This is a genomic window from Virgibacillus xinjiangensis (assembly GCF_042643145.1).
GTDB classification, from domain to species: Bacteria; Bacillota; Bacilli; order Bacillales; family Amphibacillaceae; genus Virgibacillus_O; species Virgibacillus_O xinjiangensis.
In genome coordinates this window covers 19,797-41,126 of the sequence record NZ_JBHRSA010000053.1, presented here as the reverse complement: position 1 = coordinate 41,126, position 21,330 = coordinate 19,797, and the positions used below count along the sequence as shown (strand labels likewise).

The 21,330-nt window shown below is 47.9% G+C and carries 33 protein-coding genes, 1 tRNA gene and 1 riboswitch; of the genes, 6 read left to right on the top strand and 28 right to left on the bottom strand.

Going from position 1 to position 21,330, the window contains the following annotated elements; translation table 11 throughout:
- Window positions 1–131 precede the first annotated feature (131 nt).
- The 7 genes from ACFOGI_RS14780 to ACFOGI_RS14750 form a co-directional block, all read right to left on the bottom strand.
- Window positions 132–482 (bottom strand): hypothetical protein, encoded by a 351-nt coding sequence (locus ACFOGI_RS14780; RefSeq protein WP_390274184.1) that lies wholly within the window; start codon window positions 480–482, stop codon window positions 132–134.
- 57 nt (window positions 483–539) lie between these two features.
- A complete protein-coding gene (locus tag ACFOGI_RS14775; protein ID WP_390274181.1) occupies window positions 540–1,262 on the bottom strand; it encodes an amino acid ABC transporter ATP-binding protein in 723 nt (240 codons plus the stop codon).
- Window positions 1,259–1,918 (bottom strand): amino acid ABC transporter permease, encoded by a 660-nt coding sequence (locus tag ACFOGI_RS14770; protein ID WP_390274179.1) that lies wholly within the window; start codon window positions 1,916–1,918, stop codon window positions 1,259–1,261. The genes ACFOGI_RS14775 and ACFOGI_RS14770 overlap by 4 nt, the downstream gene beginning before the upstream one ends.
- A 248-nt stretch (window positions 1,919–2,166) precedes the next feature.
- Window positions 2,167–2,955, bottom strand: coding sequence for a transporter substrate-binding domain-containing protein (locus tag ACFOGI_RS14765; protein ID WP_390274177.1), 789 nt, complete (start codon window positions 2,953–2,955; stop codon window positions 2,167–2,169).
- A 302-nt stretch (window positions 2,956–3,257) separates the two neighbouring features.
- Window positions 3,258–3,776, bottom strand: coding sequence for a hypothetical protein (locus tag ACFOGI_RS14760; RefSeq protein WP_390274175.1), 519 nt, complete (start codon window positions 3,774–3,776; stop codon window positions 3,258–3,260).
- 180 nt (window positions 3,777–3,956) lie between these two features.
- Window positions 3,957–4,508, bottom strand: coding sequence for an NADPH-dependent FMN reductase (locus tag ACFOGI_RS14755; RefSeq protein ID WP_390274172.1), 552 nt, complete (start codon window positions 4,506–4,508; stop codon window positions 3,957–3,959).
- Between the two features lie 96 nt (window positions 4,509–4,604).
- Window positions 4,605–5,183 carry a DUF6241 domain-containing protein gene (locus tag ACFOGI_RS14750; RefSeq protein WP_390274169.1) on the bottom strand — a complete coding sequence of 193 codons (579 nt, stop codon included), beginning with the start codon at window positions 5,181–5,183 and terminating at the stop codon, window positions 4,605–4,607.
- Between the two features lie 222 nt (window positions 5,184–5,405).
- Here ACFOGI_RS14750 and ACFOGI_RS14745 point away from each other — a divergent pair.
- Window positions 5,406–5,495 (top strand) — tRNA-Ser (locus ACFOGI_RS14745).
- A gap of 632 nt (window positions 5,496–6,127) precedes the next feature.
- Here the strand turns inward: ACFOGI_RS14745 and queE are convergent.
- The 8 genes from queE to mscL form a co-directional block, all read right to left on the bottom strand.
- Window positions 6,128–6,850: a 7-carboxy-7-deazaguanine synthase QueE gene (queE, locus tag ACFOGI_RS14740; protein WP_390274166.1), complete on the bottom strand. Its 723-nt coding sequence runs from the start codon at window positions 6,848–6,850 to the stop codon at window positions 6,128–6,130.
- A complete protein-coding gene (locus tag ACFOGI_RS14735) occupies window positions 6,850–7,284 on the bottom strand; it encodes a 6-pyruvoyl trahydropterin synthase family protein (RefSeq protein ID WP_390274163.1) in 435 nt (144 codons plus the stop codon). Before ACFOGI_RS14735 ends, queE begins: the two co-directional genes overlap by 1 nt.
- A complete protein-coding gene (gene queC, locus ACFOGI_RS14730) occupies window positions 7,281–7,946 on the bottom strand; it encodes a 7-cyano-7-deazaguanine synthase QueC (protein ID WP_390274160.1) in 666 nt (221 codons plus the stop codon). The genes ACFOGI_RS14735 and queC overlap by 4 nt, the downstream gene beginning before the upstream one ends.
- A gap of 87 nt (window positions 7,947–8,033) precedes the next feature.
- Window positions 8,034–8,080, bottom strand: a riboswitch (PreQ1 riboswitch).
- Between the two features lie 427 nt (window positions 8,081–8,507).
- Complete coding sequence (locus ACFOGI_RS14725) at window positions 8,508–8,945, bottom strand: hypothetical protein (RefSeq protein WP_390274158.1); 438 nt, start codon at window positions 8,943–8,945, stop codon at window positions 8,508–8,510.
- 41 nt (window positions 8,946–8,986) lie between these two features.
- Complete coding sequence (locus ACFOGI_RS14720; protein WP_390274156.1) at window positions 8,987–9,493, bottom strand: GNAT family N-acetyltransferase; 507 nt, start codon at window positions 9,491–9,493, stop codon at window positions 8,987–8,989.
- 123 nt (window positions 9,494–9,616) lie between these two features.
- Window positions 9,617–10,279 (bottom strand): SIMPL domain-containing protein, encoded by a 663-nt coding sequence (locus ACFOGI_RS14715; protein WP_390274154.1) that lies wholly within the window; start codon window positions 10,277–10,279, stop codon window positions 9,617–9,619.
- 77 nt (window positions 10,280–10,356) lie between these two features.
- Window positions 10,357–10,908, bottom strand: coding sequence for an SLOG family protein (locus tag ACFOGI_RS14710; RefSeq protein ID WP_390274152.1), 552 nt, complete (start codon window positions 10,906–10,908; stop codon window positions 10,357–10,359).
- Window positions 10,909–11,028: 120 nt separating this feature from the next.
- Window positions 11,029–11,424 (bottom strand): large conductance mechanosensitive channel protein MscL, encoded by a 396-nt coding sequence (mscL, locus tag ACFOGI_RS14705; RefSeq protein WP_390274150.1) that lies wholly within the window; start codon window positions 11,422–11,424, stop codon window positions 11,029–11,031.
- A 219-nt stretch (window positions 11,425–11,643) separates the two neighbouring features.
- Between mscL and ACFOGI_RS14700 the strand changes: the two genes are divergently transcribed.
- Window positions 11,644–11,814: a hypothetical protein gene (locus tag ACFOGI_RS14700; protein WP_390274148.1), complete on the top strand. Its 171-nt coding sequence runs from the start codon at window positions 11,644–11,646 to the stop codon at window positions 11,812–11,814.
- 36 nt (window positions 11,815–11,850) lie between these two features.
- Here the strand turns inward: ACFOGI_RS14700 and ACFOGI_RS14695 are convergent, their stop codons facing one another.
- A complete protein-coding gene (locus tag ACFOGI_RS14695; RefSeq protein WP_390274146.1) occupies window positions 11,851–12,003 on the bottom strand; it encodes a small acid-soluble spore protein P in 153 nt (50 codons plus the stop codon).
- 249 nt (window positions 12,004–12,252) lie between these two features.
- Here ACFOGI_RS14695 and ACFOGI_RS14690 point away from each other — a divergent pair, with 249 nt between their 5' ends.
- Window positions 12,253–12,453, top strand: coding sequence for a cold-shock protein (locus tag ACFOGI_RS14690; protein ID WP_390274143.1), 201 nt, complete (start codon window positions 12,253–12,255; stop codon window positions 12,451–12,453).
- A gap of 201 nt (window positions 12,454–12,654) precedes the next feature.
- Here ACFOGI_RS14690 and ACFOGI_RS14685 read toward each other — a convergent pair whose 3' ends face one another.
- From ACFOGI_RS14685 to ACFOGI_RS14665, 5 genes are all read right to left on the bottom strand, one after another.
- Complete coding sequence (locus ACFOGI_RS14685; protein WP_390274141.1) at window positions 12,655–12,840, bottom strand: hypothetical protein; 186 nt, start codon at window positions 12,838–12,840, stop codon at window positions 12,655–12,657.
- Between the two features lie 52 nt (window positions 12,841–12,892).
- On the bottom strand, window positions 12,893–13,120 hold the full coding sequence (locus ACFOGI_RS14680) for a hypothetical protein (RefSeq protein ID WP_390274138.1): 228 nt from the start codon (window positions 13,118–13,120) through the stop codon (window positions 12,893–12,895).
- Entirely contained in the window at window positions 13,093–13,296 is a 204-nt protein-coding gene (locus ACFOGI_RS14675; protein WP_390274137.1) for a hypothetical protein, read from the bottom strand. Before ACFOGI_RS14675 ends, ACFOGI_RS14680 begins: the two co-directional genes overlap by 28 nt.
- A gap of 63 nt (window positions 13,297–13,359) precedes the next feature.
- A complete protein-coding gene (locus ACFOGI_RS14670; protein WP_390274134.1) occupies window positions 13,360–14,292 on the bottom strand; it encodes a manganese-dependent inorganic pyrophosphatase in 933 nt (310 codons plus the stop codon).
- Window positions 14,293–14,386: 94 nt separating this feature from the next.
- Window positions 14,387–14,944 carry a hypothetical protein gene (locus ACFOGI_RS14665; protein WP_390274132.1) on the bottom strand — a complete coding sequence of 186 codons (558 nt, stop codon included), beginning with the start codon at window positions 14,942–14,944 and terminating at the stop codon, window positions 14,387–14,389.
- Window positions 14,945–15,078: 134 nt separating this feature from the next.
- Between ACFOGI_RS14665 and ACFOGI_RS14660 the strand changes: the two genes are divergently transcribed.
- Complete coding sequence (locus ACFOGI_RS14660; RefSeq protein ID WP_390274129.1) at window positions 15,079–15,531, top strand: DinB family protein; 453 nt, start codon at window positions 15,079–15,081, stop codon at window positions 15,529–15,531.
- Window positions 15,531–16,649, top strand: a complete 1,119-nt coding sequence (locus tag ACFOGI_RS14655) for an NAD(P)/FAD-dependent oxidoreductase (RefSeq protein WP_390274127.1) — start codon at window positions 15,531–15,533, stop codon at window positions 16,647–16,649. Before ACFOGI_RS14660 ends, ACFOGI_RS14655 begins: the two co-directional genes overlap by 1 nt.
- 198 nt (window positions 16,650–16,847) lie before the next feature.
- On the opposite strand, the gene ACFOGI_RS14650 is transcribed toward ACFOGI_RS14655, so the two are convergent.
- The 6 genes from ACFOGI_RS14650 to ACFOGI_RS14625 form a co-directional block, all read right to left on the bottom strand.
- Window positions 16,848–17,366: a GNAT family N-acetyltransferase gene (locus ACFOGI_RS14650; RefSeq protein ID WP_390274124.1), complete on the bottom strand. Its 519-nt coding sequence runs from the start codon at window positions 17,364–17,366 to the stop codon at window positions 16,848–16,850.
- Between the two features lie 113 nt (window positions 17,367–17,479).
- Window positions 17,480–17,827 carry a DUF2200 domain-containing protein gene (locus tag ACFOGI_RS14645; protein ID WP_390274123.1) on the bottom strand — a complete coding sequence of 116 codons (348 nt, stop codon included), beginning with the start codon at window positions 17,825–17,827 and terminating at the stop codon, window positions 17,480–17,482.
- A gap of 72 nt (window positions 17,828–17,899) precedes the next feature.
- The gene (locus ACFOGI_RS14640) at window positions 17,900–18,283 is read right to left on the bottom strand and encodes a hypothetical protein (RefSeq protein WP_390274120.1); all 384 of its coding nucleotides are present in this window, start codon (window positions 18,281–18,283) and stop codon (window positions 17,900–17,902) included.
- Between the two features lie 230 nt (window positions 18,284–18,513).
- A complete protein-coding gene (locus ACFOGI_RS14635; protein ID WP_390274117.1) occupies window positions 18,514–18,699 on the bottom strand; it encodes a hypothetical protein in 186 nt (61 codons plus the stop codon).
- 28 nt (window positions 18,700–18,727) lie between these two features.
- Entirely contained in the window at window positions 18,728–18,934 is a 207-nt protein-coding gene (locus ACFOGI_RS14630) for a zinc ribbon domain-containing protein (protein WP_390274115.1), read from the bottom strand.
- A gap of 56 nt (window positions 18,935–18,990) precedes the next feature.
- Complete coding sequence (locus tag ACFOGI_RS14625; protein ID WP_390274113.1) at window positions 18,991–19,224, bottom strand: DUF3953 domain-containing protein; 234 nt, start codon at window positions 19,222–19,224, stop codon at window positions 18,991–18,993.
- A gap of 228 nt (window positions 19,225–19,452) precedes the next feature.
- Between ACFOGI_RS14625 and ACFOGI_RS14620 the strand changes: the two genes are divergently transcribed.
- On the top strand, window positions 19,453–20,673 hold the full coding sequence (locus ACFOGI_RS14620) for an MFS transporter (protein ID WP_390274111.1): 1,221 nt from the start codon (window positions 19,453–19,455) through the stop codon (window positions 20,671–20,673).
- A gap of 42 nt (window positions 20,674–20,715) precedes the next feature.
- Here ACFOGI_RS14620 and ACFOGI_RS14615 read toward each other — a convergent pair whose 3' ends face one another.
- Window positions 20,716–21,231, bottom strand: a complete 516-nt coding sequence (locus tag ACFOGI_RS14615) for a YfiT family bacillithiol transferase (protein WP_390274109.1) — start codon at window positions 21,229–21,231, stop codon at window positions 20,716–20,718.
- Window positions 21,232–21,330 lie beyond the last annotated feature (99 nt).

The following is a 21,330-nucleotide window of genomic DNA, read 5'->3' as shown; positions in this document are numbered from 1 at the left end:
AAGAAGCAAATCATGTTTAGAAAAGGATAACAGACGGGCGAAAAATTTGGTTTGGAAGGAAGGGGGTCCCCCCTTCCTTCCAAACCAAATTCCATATAATCAATAAGTGGTTGAAAAATTGTAACTAGAATTTACACAACAATGAGGACTTGACTGATTTCCCGCTCCTCCTGCCGATTTCTCCGCGCTCCGGCGGATATCTCACGGCTCCTGCTGATTCCCTCGCGCTCCGGCGGATTTCCCGCGCCTCCTGCTGATTCCCTCGCGCTCTCGCTGATTCCCCGCGCCTCCTGCCGATTTCGCCACGCTCCGGCTGATTTCCCGCGCCTTCTGCCGATTCCCTCGCGCTCCCGCTGATTTCCCGCGCCTCCTGCCGATTCCCTCGCTCTCCCGCTGATTTCTCGCGCCTCCTGCCGATTTCGCCGCGCTCCGGCTGATTTCCCGCGCCTTCTGCCGATTCCCTCGCGCTCCCCCGACATCACACAAAAAGCATGCAAATCCAGGACGGATTTACATGCCGTATTGCATTCTTTCTTCTATTATAATATCTTATTGAGAAATTCCTGTGTCCTTTCTGATTGCGGATCGGTGAATATTTGTTCCGGATCGCCTTCTTCCATGATAATACCTTGGTCCATGAACAGAACCCGATCACCGACTTCCCTGGCAAACCCCATCTCATGGGTGACGACTACCATGGTCATGCCTTCTTCTGCCAGCTGTTTCATTACTTCAAGTACTTCTCCGACGAGTTCAGGGTCCAATGCGGAGGTCGGCTCATCGAACAACATGGCTTTCGGTTCCATCGCCAACGCTCTGGCAATGGCCACACGCTGTTGCTGGCCTCCGGAAAGCTGACTCGGATATTGATCCGCCTTATCTGCCAAGCCGACCTTTTCCAACAGGTTCATTCCCCGCTTACGTGCTTCCTCCTTGGAGATTTTACGCACCTTCAAGGGAGCCAGCATGATGTTTTCGATGACCGACTTGTGCGGGAAGAGATTGAATTGTTGGAACACCATCCCCACTTCTGTCCGGATCATGTTGATGTCCGTATTGCGATCAGTCAAGCTTTCCCCATCGATGACCACATCGCCTCCGGTAATTTCTTCCAACATGTTTAGGCAGCGAAGGAATGTACTTTTGCCAGATCCGCTGGGTCCGATGACACATACCACTTCTTTCTGCTCAATTTCACAATCGATTCCTTTCAGGACTTCAGTTTTTCCGAAACTTTTGTGTAGATCTTTCACGGTAATCATTGGATATCCAACCTTCTTTCTATTAACCGGAGTACAAAGGACAATGACAGGGTTATGGCAAGATAGAAAACTGCCACAGCCGTGTAGATTTCCACAGCATTAAAATAGTTCGACGCAATCATCCGGCCTTGGAACATCAACTCCGGTACAAGAATGACCGATAGGAGCGATGTATCCTTGATACTGATGATGAATTGGTTGCCCAATGGTGGGATCATGCGCTTGAACGCCTGTGGCCATATGATGTACCTCATGGTCTGGCGCTGATCCAGACCAAGGGACCGTCCGGCCTCCTTTTGCCCTTTATCCACGGAATCCACCGCACCGCGGACGATTTCTGCGATATATGCCCCTGAATTCAGGGCGATGACAATAATACCTGCTGTCACCGACTCCATATTATAGCCGGTGATCAGCGGTAGAGCGAAAAATATCCAAATAGCTTGTACAAGTACGGGTGTACCCCTGATAATCTCCACATAAATGGATGACAGGGCATATACTATTTTACTTTTTGAAATTCTGCCCAGTCCGAAAATGGCCCCGAGCACAAAACCCAGCAACAGCCCGACAATGGATATGAGCAATGTATAATACAAGCCGGTGCCGAGTTCCGGCAGAAAGTCTATGACGCCGGCCCAATCAAAATCAATCATACTTTCACCTCTACTTCTGTTAGTCACTTCATCTTCCAATCACAGTGAACAGTAAAAAAACTTGGCTGTATACGAGCAAAGGCACGAAACAGCCAAGTTTCATTCATTCTTGGATAAACCACTATATTTGTGCCAAAAAGGCGTTCATACACAGGAACCGAAGTCCCTCCTGTACAGTGGGATAAGCCCCATCCATCTGTTCACGAGTTGACGTATACCTCTCGGTTGTCTCTATTCAATTGGTTGTTCTACTCAGCTGCACCGAACCATTTTTCATAGATTTCATCGTAGGTGCCGTTTTCTTTCAATGTAGCAAGCGCCTCATTGATGGCTTGCACAACCTCTTCCTTGCCTTTGGTCACGGCAATTCCATAATCCTCCGCCTGATACAAGTCACCGACGACTTTCAGGCTGTCTTCACCGGAAGTCTGGATATAGTAGCGGACATTCGGGTCGTCATACAGGATGGCATCGGCACTGCCATTTTCAACAGCTAAGTATGCCTGGTCCAACTGTTCATATTCGTTTGCTTCTGCTCCTTCGATATTCTCTTTGATATAGGCAGAGCTAGTGGACCCCAGACGTGTGGCAATCGTTTTGCCCTCCAAGTCCTCGATACCTTTAATATCCTCATTATCTGCTGCTACCCCGATGGCCAGACCGGATTCGAAGTAAGGATCACTGTAATCGATGCTCTTCTTCCTTTCTTCGGTAATACCGATCCCCGCAATGGCAATATCGAATTGACCTGTCTGGAGGCCAGGGATGATACCATCAAAGTTGGTGGTCTCCATCTCGATTTCAAAACCCGCCTCATCAGCGATGGCGTTGATCAGGTCGATGTCAAAACCGACATGCTCTCCGTCTTTCATGAATTCAAAAGGAACAAAGGAGTTGTCACTGACCACCGTATAACTATCCTCTAATTCAGCCGTGCCTTCTTCTGCCCCATCCACATCTTCCCCGGAGCCGCAAGCTGCCAGCAGAAGAGCAAGTCCAATCATCAGCACTGCTGCAAACCATTTTCTTTCTCTCATAAAACAATTCCCCCTTTTTGATTATTTGTACCTATGAGAAAAGTTTGTCAATTGCTAAACATACACTTATGATACCAAAGATCAATAGTAAAAAAAAGGAGATTTTTCAGTCATTTAATGTGCTGTTTCTTTCCTAGAACGATTCAGCGGGGTGAAAACGCAGGTATATGGCTTGATAACGGGCACATACTTGCCGATGGTCCCGATCTCCCCAGTCTAATCAATCAAAAAAACACGCCTTCTGTCATAGGACCGAAAGCGTGCCTGAACTTCTACTCATATTTTCATTGGCGCCGTCTGGTTTATTCGACGACCTCTACATTCTCTGCATACACCATACCATCTTCCGTTTCTGTCAATTCATAGGAAATGGTGGTGCCTGGGGATAATTCGCCCAGCAATTCATAATCATCTGGAGAGAAGGATACGACCTTTACATCTCCTTCGGCTGTCTGGACCTCCATGGAATGGGAATCAGCCAACCCTTGGAACGTAACCTCTTCTCTCTCCCGAGCTTCATTGTTCTTCTGTTCCTCAGTTGATCCGTCTTCTGTTCCTTCGGTGTCATCAGCTTCTTCTTCTGGTGCCTCTTCAGCGGTTCCACCTTCATCTGCTGCTTCATTGTCTTCCCCTGCCTGATCCGATTCATCTGTCGTTTCATCAGCAGGCTCTTCTTCATTTTCACCGGCTGTTTCCTCTTCCTGACCATTCTCTGTCGTTTCCTCTTGATCCGTGTCTGTCGGTTCATCGGCAGGTTCATCATTCGAACACGCAGCCAATAACATAGGAACAAGGAATGCCAAAATAAGTAACTTTTTCATTGTTTACCCTCCCAATCTATCAATCACTAAGAAATATGGTCGATTATTGCTGGACCACTTCTATTACATGTTTGATTATACAACATGTCTTACACATTTTGCCAAATTCCTTTGCCTTCCCATGAAAAAACACGCCCCTAGTCCTATGACGGGAGACGTGTCCTTCCATTTATATACTATTTAGCTATAGAATTTCACATTTTCCGCCCATTTAATGAAGTTTTCCACAACATGATCAAGGAAGGAAATGGTCTGCTCATCCATTAAGTTGCCGTCAGCATCGATTTTTTCATGAACAGTGCCGATCACTACCTCATTTCCCGGCAGGGTCAAAGCACCGATTCCAGGCGCATTAAGGATCTGGCGAAGTTGCAGTTGGGCCTTGACAGTGCCCAGAGCTCCCATGGACGCACCGACAATCATGGTCGGTTTATTGACCATGACCTGATCCACACGGGAAAACCAGTCGAGAGCATTCTTCAACATTCCGGAAATGGAACCATTGTATTCCGGTGTTGCAATAAGGATACCATCGCTCTCCTTGATGATACTACGTAGGTCCTCTACAATTTGAGGCGGATTGAGTTCGTCATCCTGATTATAGAATGGAAGCTGGTCGATCGGGAGGACTTCTATGTCCAATTTCCCGTCATACCTTTTCTGCATGTATGCAGTAAGCTGTCTGTTGTATGAGTCTTTCCTGTTACTACCTACCAAAGCTGCTATTTTCATGTATTGATTCCTCCATTTTATAAACTAAGTACTGTCTTCATTGTTACAAAAGAGGAGGAAAACTGGCAAGAAAACTGCTTATCGTTTTTTACTCACTTACTCTTTCTCACTTTCCAAGTATGCCTGTTCTTCTTCCGGATCCATGACACCGCTGGCCTTTCCTACAGTTCCACCCTGCAGTTCCCAGACAGCGTTATGGTCGGCATCTGCCGTGGAAAAATCCCCTTCCTTCCACTTCAAAAGGATTCTCCGATAGACATCCTCATGATCCAGTGCGACCTTCTCCATGCCTTCCAACAGCCAGTTGATCCGCTGTGGGTGAATCTCGTAGAACCCCCATTTTTTCGACGCCTTCACCTTTTGATGGGACATACCATGGATATACTCCTGGTAATAGTCATCCGTCAATTCATAATGGGGCCTGTCCTCACCGAATGGATTCAATCCCTGTTCCTCAAACTCCTGAAGCTCTTGCTCGCTGATACTGCCCTTGATCTTTTCCCTCTGCTCGGAAATCTCTTCCGTATGACCATCATCCTCCGCCTCCTCTTCCATCGCTGCTGCACTTTCTGCCTGGTCTTCTGTTGTCCTTTCCGTTTCCATCCACAAGAATACTGCCAAGCCGGCGCTCGCCAGCAATAGAATCAGCCCGAAAATGGGCATAGGCTTTTTCATTGATTATCCTCCATTCCTGTTTGTAGTATGCTTTCATTCCAAATACTCCATCATTTCATCTTATATTGGAGCAAAAAAAATCCACGCAAATCCCTTGAAGAAATCGAAAAAAAGGATTATTATTTTTTATGTGGTTTTTATTGGCAGGTGTAGCAGAGTTGATAGACACATTACTCGCTATGTTCGTGTGGGGGTTCACCCTACCAGCACCATTTCTATGATGGAGAAGTACCCAAGTCCGGCTGAAGGGGATGCACTCGAAATGCATTAGGACGGGCAACCGTCGCGTGGGTTCGAATCCCACCTTCTCCGCTTTTAAAACCTTCTATGTAATTATTCAAGATGTTTCCATAATTATCCTGCTTTGATGCAAGAAAAAATAGAATGCTGCAGAAAAAGGCTTAGAGAAAATGTCTCTAAGCCTTTTTTAGTGGTTATATTGCTTATTGCTTTAATGGAGCTCCAATCTATGGCGAATACAGCAGAATACTGCCGCCGCTGTGACAAAATACTTCGCTTTCCGTGGGCACGGCTTCAGTCTCCTCGGAAGCAAAGGACGCTTCCTGAGGGGTCTTCATACTCGTGCTGTTCCCACTGGAGTCTACGTATTTTGTCTACGCTATGGAATCGATCTGATTTTCGAATGACTGTGGATCAATCACCTAAAATCACCCGGCTATCATTGAATTCTTCTATTCTCTTACAGCTACAGACATCACTACAATCAAATCACCAAACCAGCGGAGGAAATCCACGAAGGGTCCTGCGGGAACCGTGACCAGAGTGAGATCGCGAAGAACGTAGTTCGAGAGAGCTCACGGGTCACCCGCGGAAAGCGTAGTGGAATTTCCGCAGCGGCGGGTGTGAGGCGCTACTTGCGGCTTACCAAGCGGCACGCGAAGGATTCTTAGTAGAACGCACATGAACGCCGGAATCCGCAGCCATCACACCCCGCGCTTGTTCCCCCACAGATACGTATGGAGTTGCGGCAGCACCCGCACATCTTTCAATATATCATCCTCCATCACCCGATCGATCAACCGCTCATATCTGCGCAGTGAATAAGGAAGGAATTCCTGCTCCTCCACGGTCTCCAGGTCATCATTCCCCACCTGGAGGAACAGCTCGACATCCGGATACCGCTGATGGATATGCTGAGCGTATTCCAAGTCCGCTTCCTCAAAAATGACCACTTTCAGGCTGAATTCCCCCTTCTGCTTGCGTTGCAATGAATCTATAATGAAATCCAGTACGGAAAAATCCGTCTTCATGCCGGAGCTCGGCGGTTTCGGTGACAGTGTCAGGTCGTCAATATGGATAAACCAGTCCTGCCACTTGCTCCCCTGCGTCTCCAATGCCACCTTCATGCCATGTTCATGCAGGAGATCGACCAGCCCATCCAATCTTGCCAACAATGCAGGATTCCCGCCGGAAATGGTGACATGGCCGAAGTTCTCACCACCCGCCTCTTTCAATGCTTCAAAGATTTCTTCCGGCTCCATTTTCCGGATAGCATCTTTTTCCGAACCGTCCCAGGTGAATTTGGAATCACACCAGGAACAGGAATAGTCACATCCAGCGGTACGGACGAACATCGTCTTTCTGCCGATGACCATCCCTTCCCCTTGAATGGTGGGCCCGAATATTTCCATCACAGGTATCGTCATCAGGAGCGCACCTCCTTTGGACGGTAGATGCAGTAACTGGTCGGTGTCTCCCGCAGGTATACCTGCACACATGCCGGCTTGTTCGGGAGGGTGTTCAGATAGCCCTGGACAATTTCCCAAATGGTCCGCGCCGCAACCTCCGTGGTAGGGAAAAGTTCTGCATCAACATCTGAAAAGCCCTCATCATCGTTCAGCGTCTGGTGGTCGAACCGCTTATGGATCAGATCTTTCACCACTTTGAAATTCACCAAGAACCCAGTGTGGTCCAATTCATCCCCGGCAACGGTGATGTTGGTGAAATATGTATGGCCATGCCGCTGCCTGCACGTACCGGCATCTTCATGTGGGATATAATGAGCGGCAGCGAAATGGAAATCTTTGTTGATTTCATACGAAAAATCATGAACAGCCGGCGGATAGATCTGCTGCATCATTCAGCATGCACCCCCGCCTTGCGGGCCTCATATTGCTTCAGACCTCTGTTGCGGAGTTTGCAGGCAGGACATTCGCCGCATCCGCTTCCCTTCACCCCGTTATAGCAGGTGAGCGTATGTTCTTTGACAAACTCGAAAGCTCCCAGTTGGTCACTGAGTTCCCATACCTCTGCCTTATCAAGCCACATCAGCGGCGTATGGATGACAAATTCCTGATCCATGGACAGATTCAGCGTCACATTCAACGATTTCATGAAGACATCCCGGCAATCCGGGTATCCGCTGAAGTCCGTTTCTCCTACACCGGTGATCAAGTGAGCGGCACCTACTTGCTTTGCCAATACACCTGCGAAAGACAGGAACAGCAGATTTCTCCCCGGTACAAAGGTAGATGGTGGGCCGTCCTCCCCTTCCGTAATTTTCATGTCTCCACGCGTCAACGCATTCGGGGCCAGCTGGTTCAATAAGGACATATCCAGTTCATGATGCGGTACATCAAGCGTTTGGCAAATCTCCTTGGCACAGTCCAGTTCCTCGTGATGCCGCTGTCCATACTGGAACGTTACAGCTTCCACCTCATCGAATGTTTCCAGCGCCCAGAAGAGACAGGTGGTACTATCCTGTCCACCGCTGAATACAACAATTGCCTTTCGGTTATCCATTTTTATTCCTCCCCTTTTTCTTTAAAAAGAAGAGAAGCAAGCATGTTTCCATCAAAAAAAACAACACCCAAGAAGCCGTGTTGTCTGATCTCCTTAGTTTTTTATAGAGGGATGGAATTGCGAACCTCTCCTGCCAAAAAGCAGACTTCTTTTTTCTGTTTTCCATGAAAGTATACCATAACCATATGTCCGCCATAAACGTTTTATTCTCTCCCCCCTGTTGTTCCAGTATTCCCGATCGACCAGTGCAGCCTCCTGTAAACGTAGATGGCAGCTCCCGATGAACCTTGCATGCGTATCCACAAACCATGCACAGATAGAAAAAAATCCTCCGGAGAGTCCGGAAGATCTTAGCGCCCGCTTGTCGTGGTATTCTGTTGTTTCCGCTTATTTAAAAACTTCCGTACAACCGGATAGATCATCGGTCCGTATTTGATCAATCTACGAATCAATCGTCCCATGGATTTTTCCTCCTAAACAAAAGGTTACCTATATAATTCCTCTTAGAGAAGTTTTTAAACAAGAGGAAGGATCATGGGACAGTCCAGATTCCTCACACTCCTAGCCTGAGGCCTCCCTCGTACGCTCCATCCGTTCCAGCAGATGATAGTCCTTGGTTTTACGGATCGGGATCCTGTTACGGACGGCAAAGTCATCCAGTTCTCGAAAGATGCCAGCGGGTTGATGGTTCTCTATTTTCACCCTCCAACCATCCTTCACCTTTATCGTTGCCGCTTTCCTTGTCCATCCGGTGCGCAAGAATTTCATTTCTACAACTTCATCCGACCGGTACATCTTCCGGTACACACGCTGGCCGAACAAGAGGGCCCGCACATGCACAGATTCCCCCTCCATCCATATCCGCCATTTCAAGGAGAGCACCACCAAACAAAACGGGATATAGCATAAAACGGCATAGCTGGACAATTGGACGGAAATCAACATTCCTATGGTCAGCAGATATCCCGCCCAGGCAGAAATCCTTCCCTCATAACACATGCAGCTCTTCCTCCCCTGAAGTAGACCGCTTGATGCATAGCTTAAGCTGTTCCTGCTTTATTCTCCACCTTCAATACCATCTGGAGCGTGTTCAAGATATGCCCGTCAAATGTATCCTGGAACTCGGATACCTGCTCAAACCCCTTTGCATGATAAAAGTTCTTCCCGATTTCATTCTGCTTCTCCACATTCAAGTAGACTTCCTCCACGCCGCCTAGCTGATCGATCCCTTCCTGAAGCAAAGCACTGCCGATCCCTTTCCCCTGATAATGCGGATAGAGATAGATGGCGCCGAGTTCCACCCTCCCTCTCTCCTTCACATCTGAGAAGTTCGCAAAACCGACAATCCGGTCATCCGCCTCCGCTACAAACAGATGGGTGTGTTTCAGGCGTTTCTTCATGGTTTTGGCACTGTAGGCATTCTGGAGAAATTTCTTTTGGATCTCCAGAGGAATGATCCCCTTATAGGTCGCATTCCAGCTCGTCACAGCCACCTGCTGGATGTGTTTGATATCCTTCTTTCCTGCCCTCCGGATTACAAACTCCATGTCATCCCCCTCTTTTGATTGATGGAAATATTTCCGATTATTATAACATTTATTTTCCAGCAATGCTCCCATTTTTATACAGTCAATTTTTCTCCAACATGCGCGTTCAGCCAGGAAGTTCCATTACTGCCCTGGCCCGTACATGAACGCTGCTTCTATTTCCGCTGTGACGGTCAGTTGTCCTGGCTCGATTGGTGTCCCTGCATCTTCAGCAAGGGCAACAGCAGTGTACGGCTGGATCGTGGGGGTGGATTGTTCGGTAATATGGATGGGCGTCACATCCAAGGATACCTGCATGGCTGCGGCGAGTGCAGCCGCTTTGGCAACAGCATTTTCATAAGCCTTTTGCAACGCCTGCTGGTATGCCGCCCCTTGGTTTGCCATGAAAAACTGCACCCCTGAAACGCGATTGGCTCCACTCTGTACGGCGGCATCGATGACCCTGCCGATTCGGGCAAGATCCGAGATGGTCACTGTCACCTCATGCCGGACTTCATAACCTCTGAACACCTGCGCACCGTCCACATAGTCATATCTCGGCTCTATCTGATAAACAGTCGTGCGGATGTCCTCCGCCGGGATTCCCTGATCCCGCAACGCTTCCAACACCCTGTTCATCGTGGCATTGTTCTCTTCCTGTGCCTGCGCGAGCATGTCATTCTCCGTGACGACCCCCAACTGGACACTTGCTGCATCCGGGGCTGCCGATACACTTCCCTTGCCATCTACCGTGATCACCCGCCGCGGACCATTTTGCTGCCTGTAAGAAACGGGATAATAATACAAGGCCATTCCGCCTTTCCTTATACCTGTTTCTCTATGTATATGCACAAAAAGCGAGATTATTTTCCAGGCAGCAGGTTCTACCCCCAATAATCCGGGTCTGACATGCGCATTTCCTCTACGATATCGTCCAGGTCGGCCGGGGTGATCGTATAGATCGGATAATTCTCTTGTTCCTTTGCAGCTTGGTGGAAGAATCGCGTACTTCCCGGAAATTCATCATCCATCAACACCAGGCAGGCATCACTTTTATCAGCCAGCCACATGTTTTTCGCCTTGAACTGGAAAGCGCCTTTGTATTCCCCTTTATAGATGGGTTTGAAAAAATCAGCCACCATCATCAGCTCTTGATATTTCTCCTGCAATGGCTCCGGCCAGCGGGATTCCTGGTTCTCAAACGGAGGGAAGATCCCCAGATTGATGTCATATTGCTCTTTCAGATCCAAAACCACTTCAGCTGTCCACAACTCGACCCCCATCTGTCCGGAAACCAGCACCCATTCCAGTCCCTCTTCAATAAAACCGATCAACCTTTTTTCCACAGCTGCCTTGATGAAAGCAATTCGGGGATCATCTTCCTTGAAAATATTCAATTCCATGGGTTTATATCCTGTTACCGTCAAAATCTCCATCTATATACCACCTTTCCTGAAGCTGAAAGACCGGCAATTCCCAACTGCCCTTCCATCCAGTGAACGACGCGGGTGTACAGGATTTGCTGCGGGCCGCCAGTTTACTCTTGGCCACCTAGCTTACTTCAGCTTCCGGTTCTGTTCTTTCAACAGATCCCTTATCTCTGTCAGCAGCTCTTCCCGCACATCTGCTTCCTCTTCCTCAGCTGCTACTTCTTCTTCCTCCTTCTCCCGTTTGAACTTCATCAATACCCGGATGATCAGGAAGATGGAAAAAGAGATGACGAAGAAATCGAACACCGACTGCAGGAAATTTCCATAGAGTATTTCCGAACTGCCAACCGTGAGGGAAAGTTTGGTGAAGTCCACCCCGCCAAGCAGGATGCCGACCGTCGGTGTGATGATATTTTCCACCAGAGAGGTCACAATCGCTCCAAAAGCAGCACCAATCACCACTGCCACCGCCAAATCCAACACATTCCCCTTGAACGCGAATTCCTTGAAATCCTTCCACATAAAAAACCCCTCCCCGTCTTTTCTACGTAGTGTTATCATAATACGAGCAAAACGAGGTGTACAGTTATCAAGTACTCTTCCATCTGGGCTTATTGCGTAAAATAACGTGAATATGTAGGTACACGATGGCATGCTTGGCTGCAGGGATTAGATTCTTCCGTTCACCAACTGCTATGGTATGATGGCATGGTAGATTTGAAAAATATGGGGTGGGTCGAAATGGATTTATTTTTAGTATTCATCATGCTTGTTGTCATTGTAAGTCTGGTCATGGGCATCTTTTCAACCAAAAAGTATTACGAATTCAAGCGGGAAGCATTGAGTTTGGAGAAGGAACGATTGAACCTGGAAAGGAAACGTTTGGAGATAGAAGAAAAGAAATCAAATTAAAACAAAGACAGCCATCCCGGCTGTCTTTCTTCTATATTATAGGCCATGGTGCGGATTGCGGTTCTGCCTCGAATGGTTCTTCTGCTTTACATCCTTGTTCCCCTGCAACGGCTCACCATATGGCTGCTGCGGGCTCTGCGGCAAATCCGGATGCTTCTTCTGCTTCGGCCCTTTCGGTTTTCCACTCATCATTCAGTTCCCCCTTCAACGTGCTTATCCATAGCATTTGAAGACGAAAAAAAATTATCCCGAAAAACAATAGGATTTTTTTATAAAAAGAGTATATATTTTTTGGACTGTGTGTTATACTATAATTAATTATTGATGTTCGGAAGCAATACAAGATCTCTTCTCAGATTACACAGCAGTACCATCTTGAAAGTGAAAGAACAGAAATAGTAATAAACGTGCCAAACGAGCACATGGAGGAATTTAACAATGAACACAGGTTCAGTAAAATGGTTTAACGCAGAAAAAGGTTTTGGATTCATTGAAGTTGAAGGCGGAGACGACGTATTCGTACACTTCTCAGCAATCCAAGAAGAAGGTTTCAAAACTTTGGAAGAAGGTCAAACAGTGACTTTCGATATCGAAGAAGGAAACCGCGGACCTCAAGCAGCTAACGTTGTTAAAGCGTAACAGCTGATTTGGTTAAAAAAGCTATCCACTCTGGTGGATAGCTTTTTTTATGTCTAATTAGAGGGAGACTTCGTGATTAGGATGTGGATGATTGCGCGGTACAGGCGGGTTCCTGGGATATATGTGTGCTCCGGGCGATATATCCATTCTCCTGCCGATTTCCGCACGCTCCCGGCGATATATCCATCCTCCTGCTGATTCTCACACGCTCCGGGCGATATATCCTTCCTCCTGCCGATTCACGCGCGCTCCGGGCGATATATCCTTCCTCCTACCGATTTCCGCACGCTCCCGGCGATATATCCATCCTCCTGCCGATTCACGCACGCTCCGGGCGATATATCCGTTCTCCTGCCGATTCACGCGCGCTCCGGGCGATATATCCATCCTCCTGCCGATTTCCGCACGCTCCCGGCGATATATCCATCCTCCTGCCGATTCACGCGCGCTCCGGGCGATATATCCTTCCTCCTACCGATTTCCGCACGCTCCAGGCGATATATCCATCCTCCTGCTGATTCTCACACGCTCCGGGCGATATATCCATCCTCCTGCCGATTTCCACGCGCTCCCGGCGATATATCCATCCTCCTGCCGATTCACGCGCGCTCCGGGCGATATATCCATCCTCCTGCCGATTCACGCACGCTCCAGGCGATATATCCATCCTCCTGCCGATTCACGCACGCTCCGGCCGATATATCCATTCTCCTGCCGATTTCCGCACGCTCCCGGCGATATATCCATCCTCCTGCCGATTTCCGCACGCTCCCGGCGATATATCCATCCTCCTGCCGATTCACGCACGCTCCGGGCGATATATCCATCCTCCTGCCGATTCACGCGCGCTCCCCCACATCCCACAGAAAAAGCAGCCCTCCAAGGGGGCTGCTTTCCATAACTGCATTATTTGGTGAATTCTTCTGTAAGCACGGTAACGATCTGTTTCTTACGGGAGACGACACCTTTTAAGAGGGCACGGTTGTTGTCATCTAAGGACACATCGAATGCTGCTTCCACTTTATCCTTACCTTGTCCGAGTGCAAGGACTTCGGAGTCGTTTTCCAGGATATCTGTAACAACGAACAGGAACAGGTCGAGGTTCTTTTCTTCGATGATGTTGTTGATTTCTTTTTCAAGCTCCTGCTGATTTTCGTAGATGGTGCTGGCATCCACTGTATTCACCTGGGCGATTTCCACTTTGGCATCTCCCATGGAGAATTCTTTCGCGTCCATGGTCAGGAGTTCCACCATGGATTTATCGCTGAGATCTGCTCCGGCTTTCAGCATGTCTAGGCCGTATTTTTCCAAGTCGACGCCGGCGATTTCTGCCAGTTCCTTGGCTGCGTCCACGTCTTCCTGTGTGCAGGTCGGGGATTTCAGCAGCAAGGAATCGGAAATGATGGCGGAAACAAGCAGTCCTGCTGTTTGCTTAGAAACTTTCACATTGTTTTCCTTGAACATTTTGTTCAGGATGGTTGCTGTACATCCGACCGGCTCGGCACGGAAGTAAAGTGGCTCTTTGGTTTCAAAGTTGGAAATGCGGTGGTGGTCGATCACCTCGGCGATTTTCACATCTTGGATATTGTCGACGCTCTGCTGGAATTCGTTGTGGTCGACAAGGATGACGGAATCCACATCATCTTCCACTTTCTCGATGAGGCCAGGTGCCTCGGCACCAAAGTAGTCCAATGCATACTGGGTTTCTTTGCTCACTTCACCCAAGCGTGCCGGTACTGCTTCCACACCCAACTGGTTCTTCAGGTCGGCATAAGCAAGTGCTGAAGCAATTGTGTCTGTGTCCGGGTTCTTATGTCCGAAAATCAACGTTTTACTCATCATCATTCTCCTTCTCCTATGTAGCTTCTATTAACTATGAAAATTTTATCACATCTGTTGGGTCTCTACAATGAAGGGGGTTTCGCTGGCCCGCCTACACCGATTCCCTGTACCACTCCCTCACCCGTCTCTCCATCTCCCAGTCGTCAGTTTCCTTTGCCTCCGGGCCGCTGACATCTACGACCTCCACCACAGGCCCATCTTCCCTCTGCACTTTCACCGCACAGTGATGGTCAAACGGGGATGGCAGGAGCTCTAGGATTGCTTCCCCTTGAAACAGGTCATAGATTTTCATGACATCTTCCTCCGAAAGCTGCCAGTCCGACTCTTCCATCCTCTCTCTTTCTTCCCAGTCCTCCAGTGGTTCCTGTTTCCCTTTTCGGTACAAAATGGGCATCACTCCGGCCGGCTTCTTATCATGGATTTTCTGCAGCAGCCGGATTCCCTCCGACACACCGATCAGGATCATCCCGTTGGTGAAAAATTGAAAGTAAATCTGAAAGAATGAACGCCAATTGATCCTGGCACTTTCTTGCCCCGCCCCCTGCGGCATTCCGGGCTGTTGATTAGCCATCTGATAGGCCAAGACGAATCCGATGACCAGGCTCAAGATGCCTGCTACCAATATGACGTTCGTTATGGTTTTTGCCATCATGCTGTTTCCCCTCCCTCCCTTGAATCTTTCTTCACCCCCTGGGAAAATCCCTCCCCAACGGGCAAGTAATTTTACATTTGCATCGTTTATTTTTATAGTGAAAGAAGACGAAACTATTGGGAGGTAATGGAATGAAAGAGCAATTCAATTATACAAGAGATACATTTTTAGCATTTGTAGAAAATCTGGATGAAACAACGGCCGACAAGGAAGCGTCCTATTTCAACAATACGATCCGCTGGCATATCGGTCATGTCCTGGTAACACCGGAATCCCTGTTGTTCGGCTTCCCGAAGCATTCCGCCAATCTGCCGGAAGAATACAACGACCTGTTCGGCATGGGGACCAAACCTGCTGACTGGAAAGGTGAGATCCCTGACTTGGAAGAACTCGCCTCCCTGCTGAAGCAGCAGAAGGAACGCATCAGTAAATTGGAGGATGACTTCTTTGCCCAGGAGCTCCCTTATGAACTGCCATTCGGCAACTTCCAGACATATGGCGATATTTTCCACATGATCCTGCAGCATGAGAACGAACACCTCGGGAAAATGAAGGCCATGAAACAAGTGGTCACTGCCGGCTGATGGCAAAACGGTTCATCATCATCGGTGCCGGCATCCTTGGCGCCAGTACGGCCTACCAGCTGGCAAAACCCGGGGCCGAGGTCATCATCATCGACCGGCAGCATGAGGGGCAGGCAACCGATGCTGCAGCGGGTATCGTCTGTCCATGGCTGTCCCAGCGCCGCAACAAGAAGTGGTACCGCCTCGCCAAAGGCGGTGCCGCGATCTATCCGGAAATCATACAGTCCCTTGCAGATGACGGGGAAACGGAAACCGGCTATGCGAAGGTCGGGGCAATCAGCCTCCATACCGAAGCACGTAAACTTGAAGGCATGAAAGAACGTGCGGAAAAGCGCAGGGAAGATGCCCCTGAGATCGGCGACATCACTATGCTGGATGAACACCAGGCAAAAGAAGCCTTTCCTGTTCTTGCAGCAGGATATGGGGCAGTACACGTAAGCGGTGGTGCCCGTGTTGATGGCAGACAGCTCTGCCAGGCTCTGCTCCGGGGTGCCAGGAAACACGGGGCTGAGATGATCGAAGGGGAGGCCCAGCTCCTCACTGAAGGAAGCACCATCACTGGTGTTTCTGTCAACGGAAATTCCATCGAGGCGGATATGGTCATTGCCGCTTCCGGTGTTTGGATGAATGATTTGTTGGCACCGCTGGGCGTCGATTTCCAAGTGACCCCACAAAAAGCGCAGATCATGCACTTGGGACTTTCACAGATGGATACCTCAGGTTGGCCGGTCGTCATGCCGCCGAACAATTCCTACCTGCTTTCTTTCGCGGATGGGCGGATTGTTGCAGGCTCCACCCATGAAGATGAAGCAGGCCTTGATACGAGGGCGACTGCGGGCGGTGTCCATGAGATCCTGTCGAAAGCATTGGATGCAGCGCCAGGCCTTGCCGACAGTTCCATCATCGAAACACGGGTCGGGTTCCGGCCGTACACCCCGGGCTTCCTGCCAGTGCTCGGAAAACTTCCCGGATATGAGGGGCTGCTGCTCTCTAATGGACTGGGCGCTTCTGGATTGACGATGGGTCCATTCATCGGCACGCAACTGGCCAAACTCGCGCTCGGACAAGAAACAGACATCGATCCCGCCGACTATGATATCGCGGGCGCCATCCAATAGAACAGCCCCTGTCTGTCCTATAATGGAAATTATGCCAAAAAAGCTTGAGGGTGTGTTTTATCCTCAAGCTTTTTCTAATGGTTAGCTATTATGTACCATCAGATGCTGTAACAAACATTTGATATGTAGAATTCTTGAAGGTACTATTTAAACAACTGCCACACTATTCCCTCTTTTGCAAGTTTGTCAGTGCGTGGCTCAGTTGAGTTCTTTTTTATATCCCAGGACAATAATTCCATCATCCAGAGGCTCCATGTCTTCCGCTGGATTTCTCACAAATCCAATGCTTTCGTATAGACTACATGCTTTTGTCATGAACTCACCAGTGTGCAGCCCAATAACGCGGGTGCCTTTTTCTTTCTCTGCATCTAGGCAAAATTGCAGGAGTGACTTTCCTACAGCTTTTCTGCGATGCTCTTTTCCTACAGCCAACTGACGGATTTCCGGATGCTCCGTTTTTTCTCCGAACGCTTCGTATGCTTTCGTATTGGCAGGATAAAGCACAACACTTCCTGCAATCCTGCCATCGATCCGTGCGACATACACTTCTTCCCCACCCGTGTTTGCCGGACGGGAACTAAGCTCATTTTTCAGTGCATCCCAATGGGCTTCAGGCAAAACATCTGAATACTCCTCATATGCTTCCAATCTTTGTTTTTCAATAAATTCCATCTCGTTCGGCAAAGCCTTTCTGATTTCCACCGTTCCACTCCCCATCTTTATTCCTTCTTACTTCCGTTCCATGTGATTATTTCTATCCTGTTTTTGTGACCCTGGCTATTCTTCCATACAAAAAAGCCAGAATATATGTACTTCCTGATGCATCACCATTACCGCAGAATCTTCTCCATCGCTTTGCCTTTTGCCAGTTCATCGACCAGCTTATCCAGGTAGCGGATTTCCTGCATCGTCGGTTCTTCGATTTCTTCCACCCTGACGCCGCAGATGACACCCTTGATCAAATCCCTTGATGGGTTCAACTGGGGAGCTTCCGTAAAGAAGGTTTCAAAGTCTTTCTCTTTTTCCAGCTGTGCTTCCAACTCTTCCTGGCTATACCCTGTCAGCCAGCGGATGATTTCATCGACCTCCGCTTTTGTACGGCCTTTTCTCTCAGCTTTCGCAATATAATGGGGATAGACCTTTGAGAAACTCATTTTGTAGATTTTATGTTCGGCCATGATATGTTCTTCCTCTCCATGTGTTCAAGATACATCTTTATAAACCTCAGTATATTCCTTTTACAGCATATTCTACTCCACTTTGACGGAGAACGTATAGTTTCTGTCTCCTTTTTCCCAATAGGCTAAAACATGATAGACATAGATTCCTTTTTCTTCTGGTACAACAATAGAATCATGATTTCTTTCAATCTGTCTGATGTTCTCTTGCCTATTTTCACCAATCCGTTTATCTACTCTCAGTTTCTGCACCATTGGTTCTTTCTCATAGTCAATCATGATTTCCTCGTTTGGAGATACAACGGTGGGTTCATGTGCTTTCGTCCTGTCCAATGGCTTGTCAATGCATTGGAATAAAGATCCATTCCAACAATACGGTCCCTTGGCTGTGGGGATTTCTTCGTTGGTTCCGGCAGTTACCATAGGGGCGGGGGCTTCGGAACGAACGGTAAACAAATATAAAACAACCAATCCGAGAACAATAATCAGCAGCGTAATTTTTCTGATGATGCTCCCCCCTTATCATCAATAGTATTCGAACAAGCACATTTCCACTCTACCGGCAAATGCCTTCCTTTGCCCAACTTTTTGACTTCTTTCTATCGTGTACTCCTCCCCCAGCGATCATGGACTTTTTACCAACACTTCTCTTTTATAGTTGCACAACTTTCCTACCACTAACGGAATCAAAAGAAATCCACGATGTTTCTGCTGATTCCTCGCAACAACCAGAAAATCACCCGTAAAGGCAACAGGATCAATTCAGGGACCCACAGCAGCACATCGAGAACACCGTCCCAAAACGTATAATCGCCTTTGTCTTTCTTGCTTTTTCTCATTTGCCCCTTCTTTTTCCTCCACCACTTCCTCATTTCCATCCTCCCCGCAGTCAGACAAAAATCATCCGAAGAAAAAGTCGAAAACATTGCTTCCAGCTGAACTGTTTTTATTATAAAACTCCGAGTACCCACAATTTTTACAGAAAACAACCGTAAACTGGTTATTCTGGACATCGAACATTTTGGAAAGTCCAGTCCCGGTCATCGATACATCTTTCTTATCAGCATCTGTACTTCCGCATTTGATGCATCCTTTATTATTTTCCATTGCCATTCATTCCTTTCCCGTGATTATTAAGTGTCCGATCATAAAAAACGGATCCGTCAGCCCAATAGAAACCCTTGGATAGACACATAGAAATTGAAGAAAGCAGTGACAATCAACAGATAGCCAACCGGCTTTTTCTCCTTTTTCATTTCTTCCGCCCCCATTGTCAGCAACAACACTCCCAATAAGAACAGCATGACGGGCGTCAAATTCATGCTGCTTCCATTCAGCAAGCTGATGGAAGATAGGGCAAGAACGGCTATTGCCAAGATGAGTCGTAAAATATTCATTGGCATCTTTTCTCCTGCTACTTACATATTTTGGTTGCTTATTATTTTATACGAAGCTCCATAATAAAAAGTTTCACTTCTTCATCCTTTTCCTCCGCCTGCCAGAATATCTTGCACTTTAAAACAATGCTAATATTTATCACGAACAAGGCAAGAATAATTTTATCACGTCAAACTCCTATAGAAATCAACCAGTATTTTTACACTTGAAAGGTGGTTCCATATGCTATGGGTAAAATAACAGCCAAATTATGGACGAACCAATATGTCATCATTGTTTTATTGTCTTTGGTCATGTTCTGTGCTTTTTATATGATCACGGCAGGTTTCCCCATTTTTGTATCGACCGTGACAGATAATCCTGCGGTTGCAGGAACCATGACGACCACGTTGATGTTATCCTCCCTGATCACGCGTTTCTTTGCGAGCATCATTATCCAAAAGGTCCATAGGAAGCTGCTGCTCATCATTTCCCTCGTATATTTCCTGGGAACGGTCGGCCTTACGTTTGTGAACGACTCCGTCGGATTTCTGATATTCATCCGTGCCCTGCAAGGCATCGGCTTTTGTATGCTTACTACCTTGGTCTTCACCATATCGAGTAATATCGTTCCTAAATCCAGACTGGGTGAGGGGCTTGTTTTCTTCGCCATGTCTACTAGTGTCGGGACGACCATCGGGCCGCTCATCGCTATTTCCTATCTTGCAAATTTCTCTTTCCACTCGCTGATGCTCGTGACGCTGGGCCTGTTGACCATTTCATTGGTATGCAGTTTCTTCACGAAGACGAATGGTAATAGAGAGAAAGAGGAGGAGAAGAAACAGCCACAGAAAGCTGATGACGAACCGTTCTATAAATACATGTTCGATAAGCGTGTGCTGCTCCCTTGTATATTGGTATCGCTCAATTACATGACTATTGCGGGGACGGTCAACTTCATGGGACCGTTCGGGAAGGAAATCAATCTAGGTGGAAGCATTTCCCAATTCTTTATCGCACAGGGGATTACGATGGTCATCTTCCGGTCCTTTTCTGGCAAAATCTTCGACCGGTTCGGCCATAGAATCCTGATGATTCCAGCCGCGATTTCAGGTACTGCCGGCCTTGTATTATTAGGCTTTGCCTCAAGCATGCTGACCGTCTGGATTTCCGGGGCATTGTTCGGCATTGCGTTTGCCATCATCCATCCGATCGGCCAAGCATGGGCATTGACCCTCGTGCCAGAGGAGAAAAAAGCGACAGCCAATTCGATGCTGCTCATTTTCATCGATTCTGGTTTGGCCATCGGATCCATCGGCCTTGGATTCCTGGCAAACTATGTCGGGTACGCCTGGACTTTCACTTATTCTGGAGCCTTGATGGTCATCATTTTGATCTTGTATCTGTTCGGCAGCAAAAAACAGCCGATAGATACCAAACAGGTGCCGTCCCCATCGCTCACGGACTGATGGGGCAGCACCTGCTTTATTGATCAGCCTTACACACTAGCTCTATTTTGATAATGCAATCTTGATATGGGCTAAGTGATGCTCTTCATGCCAAGCCAATTTCGCCACCTTTGTTGCGACGGTGATTTCTCCATTTACCTCATGAACAAAAGCCCGGTCCAATTGCTCTTCCTTCAGCTGACGGCCCAACGATACAATGCGCTCATTGATCCCTTCCAACATCTTTATCGAACACTCTACAGGAAGCTCGGTATCCGGTTGGACCGCCCACTCCTCCTGGTCGAAAGCCGGTACGGTTGGACGCTCGTCCGTCAAAGCCAGCTTCAATCGCTGATACATGTTCAGCTGGGAATCGGCAATATGATGGACAAGTTGCCGAACCGTCCAACTGCCGGCCCGATATGTTTTGCTCAAATCCTCATCACTTAATGCATCGACTGTCTCTCTCAGTCGATCCGTATACGTTTCGATTTGCCTCAACCACTCTTGGATATTTTCCAACGTCACCTGGTCGGGAACTTGCAGTTTGCCAATCGGGAATCTTACATCCGTTTCCAATCCATCCCCTCCTGAATTTGTAATCTTTCGGTATCTACTTCCAATATACCTAATCGGATTCGTTCCTGTAAACTTTCCACTATAAGGAAGGCACAGTCC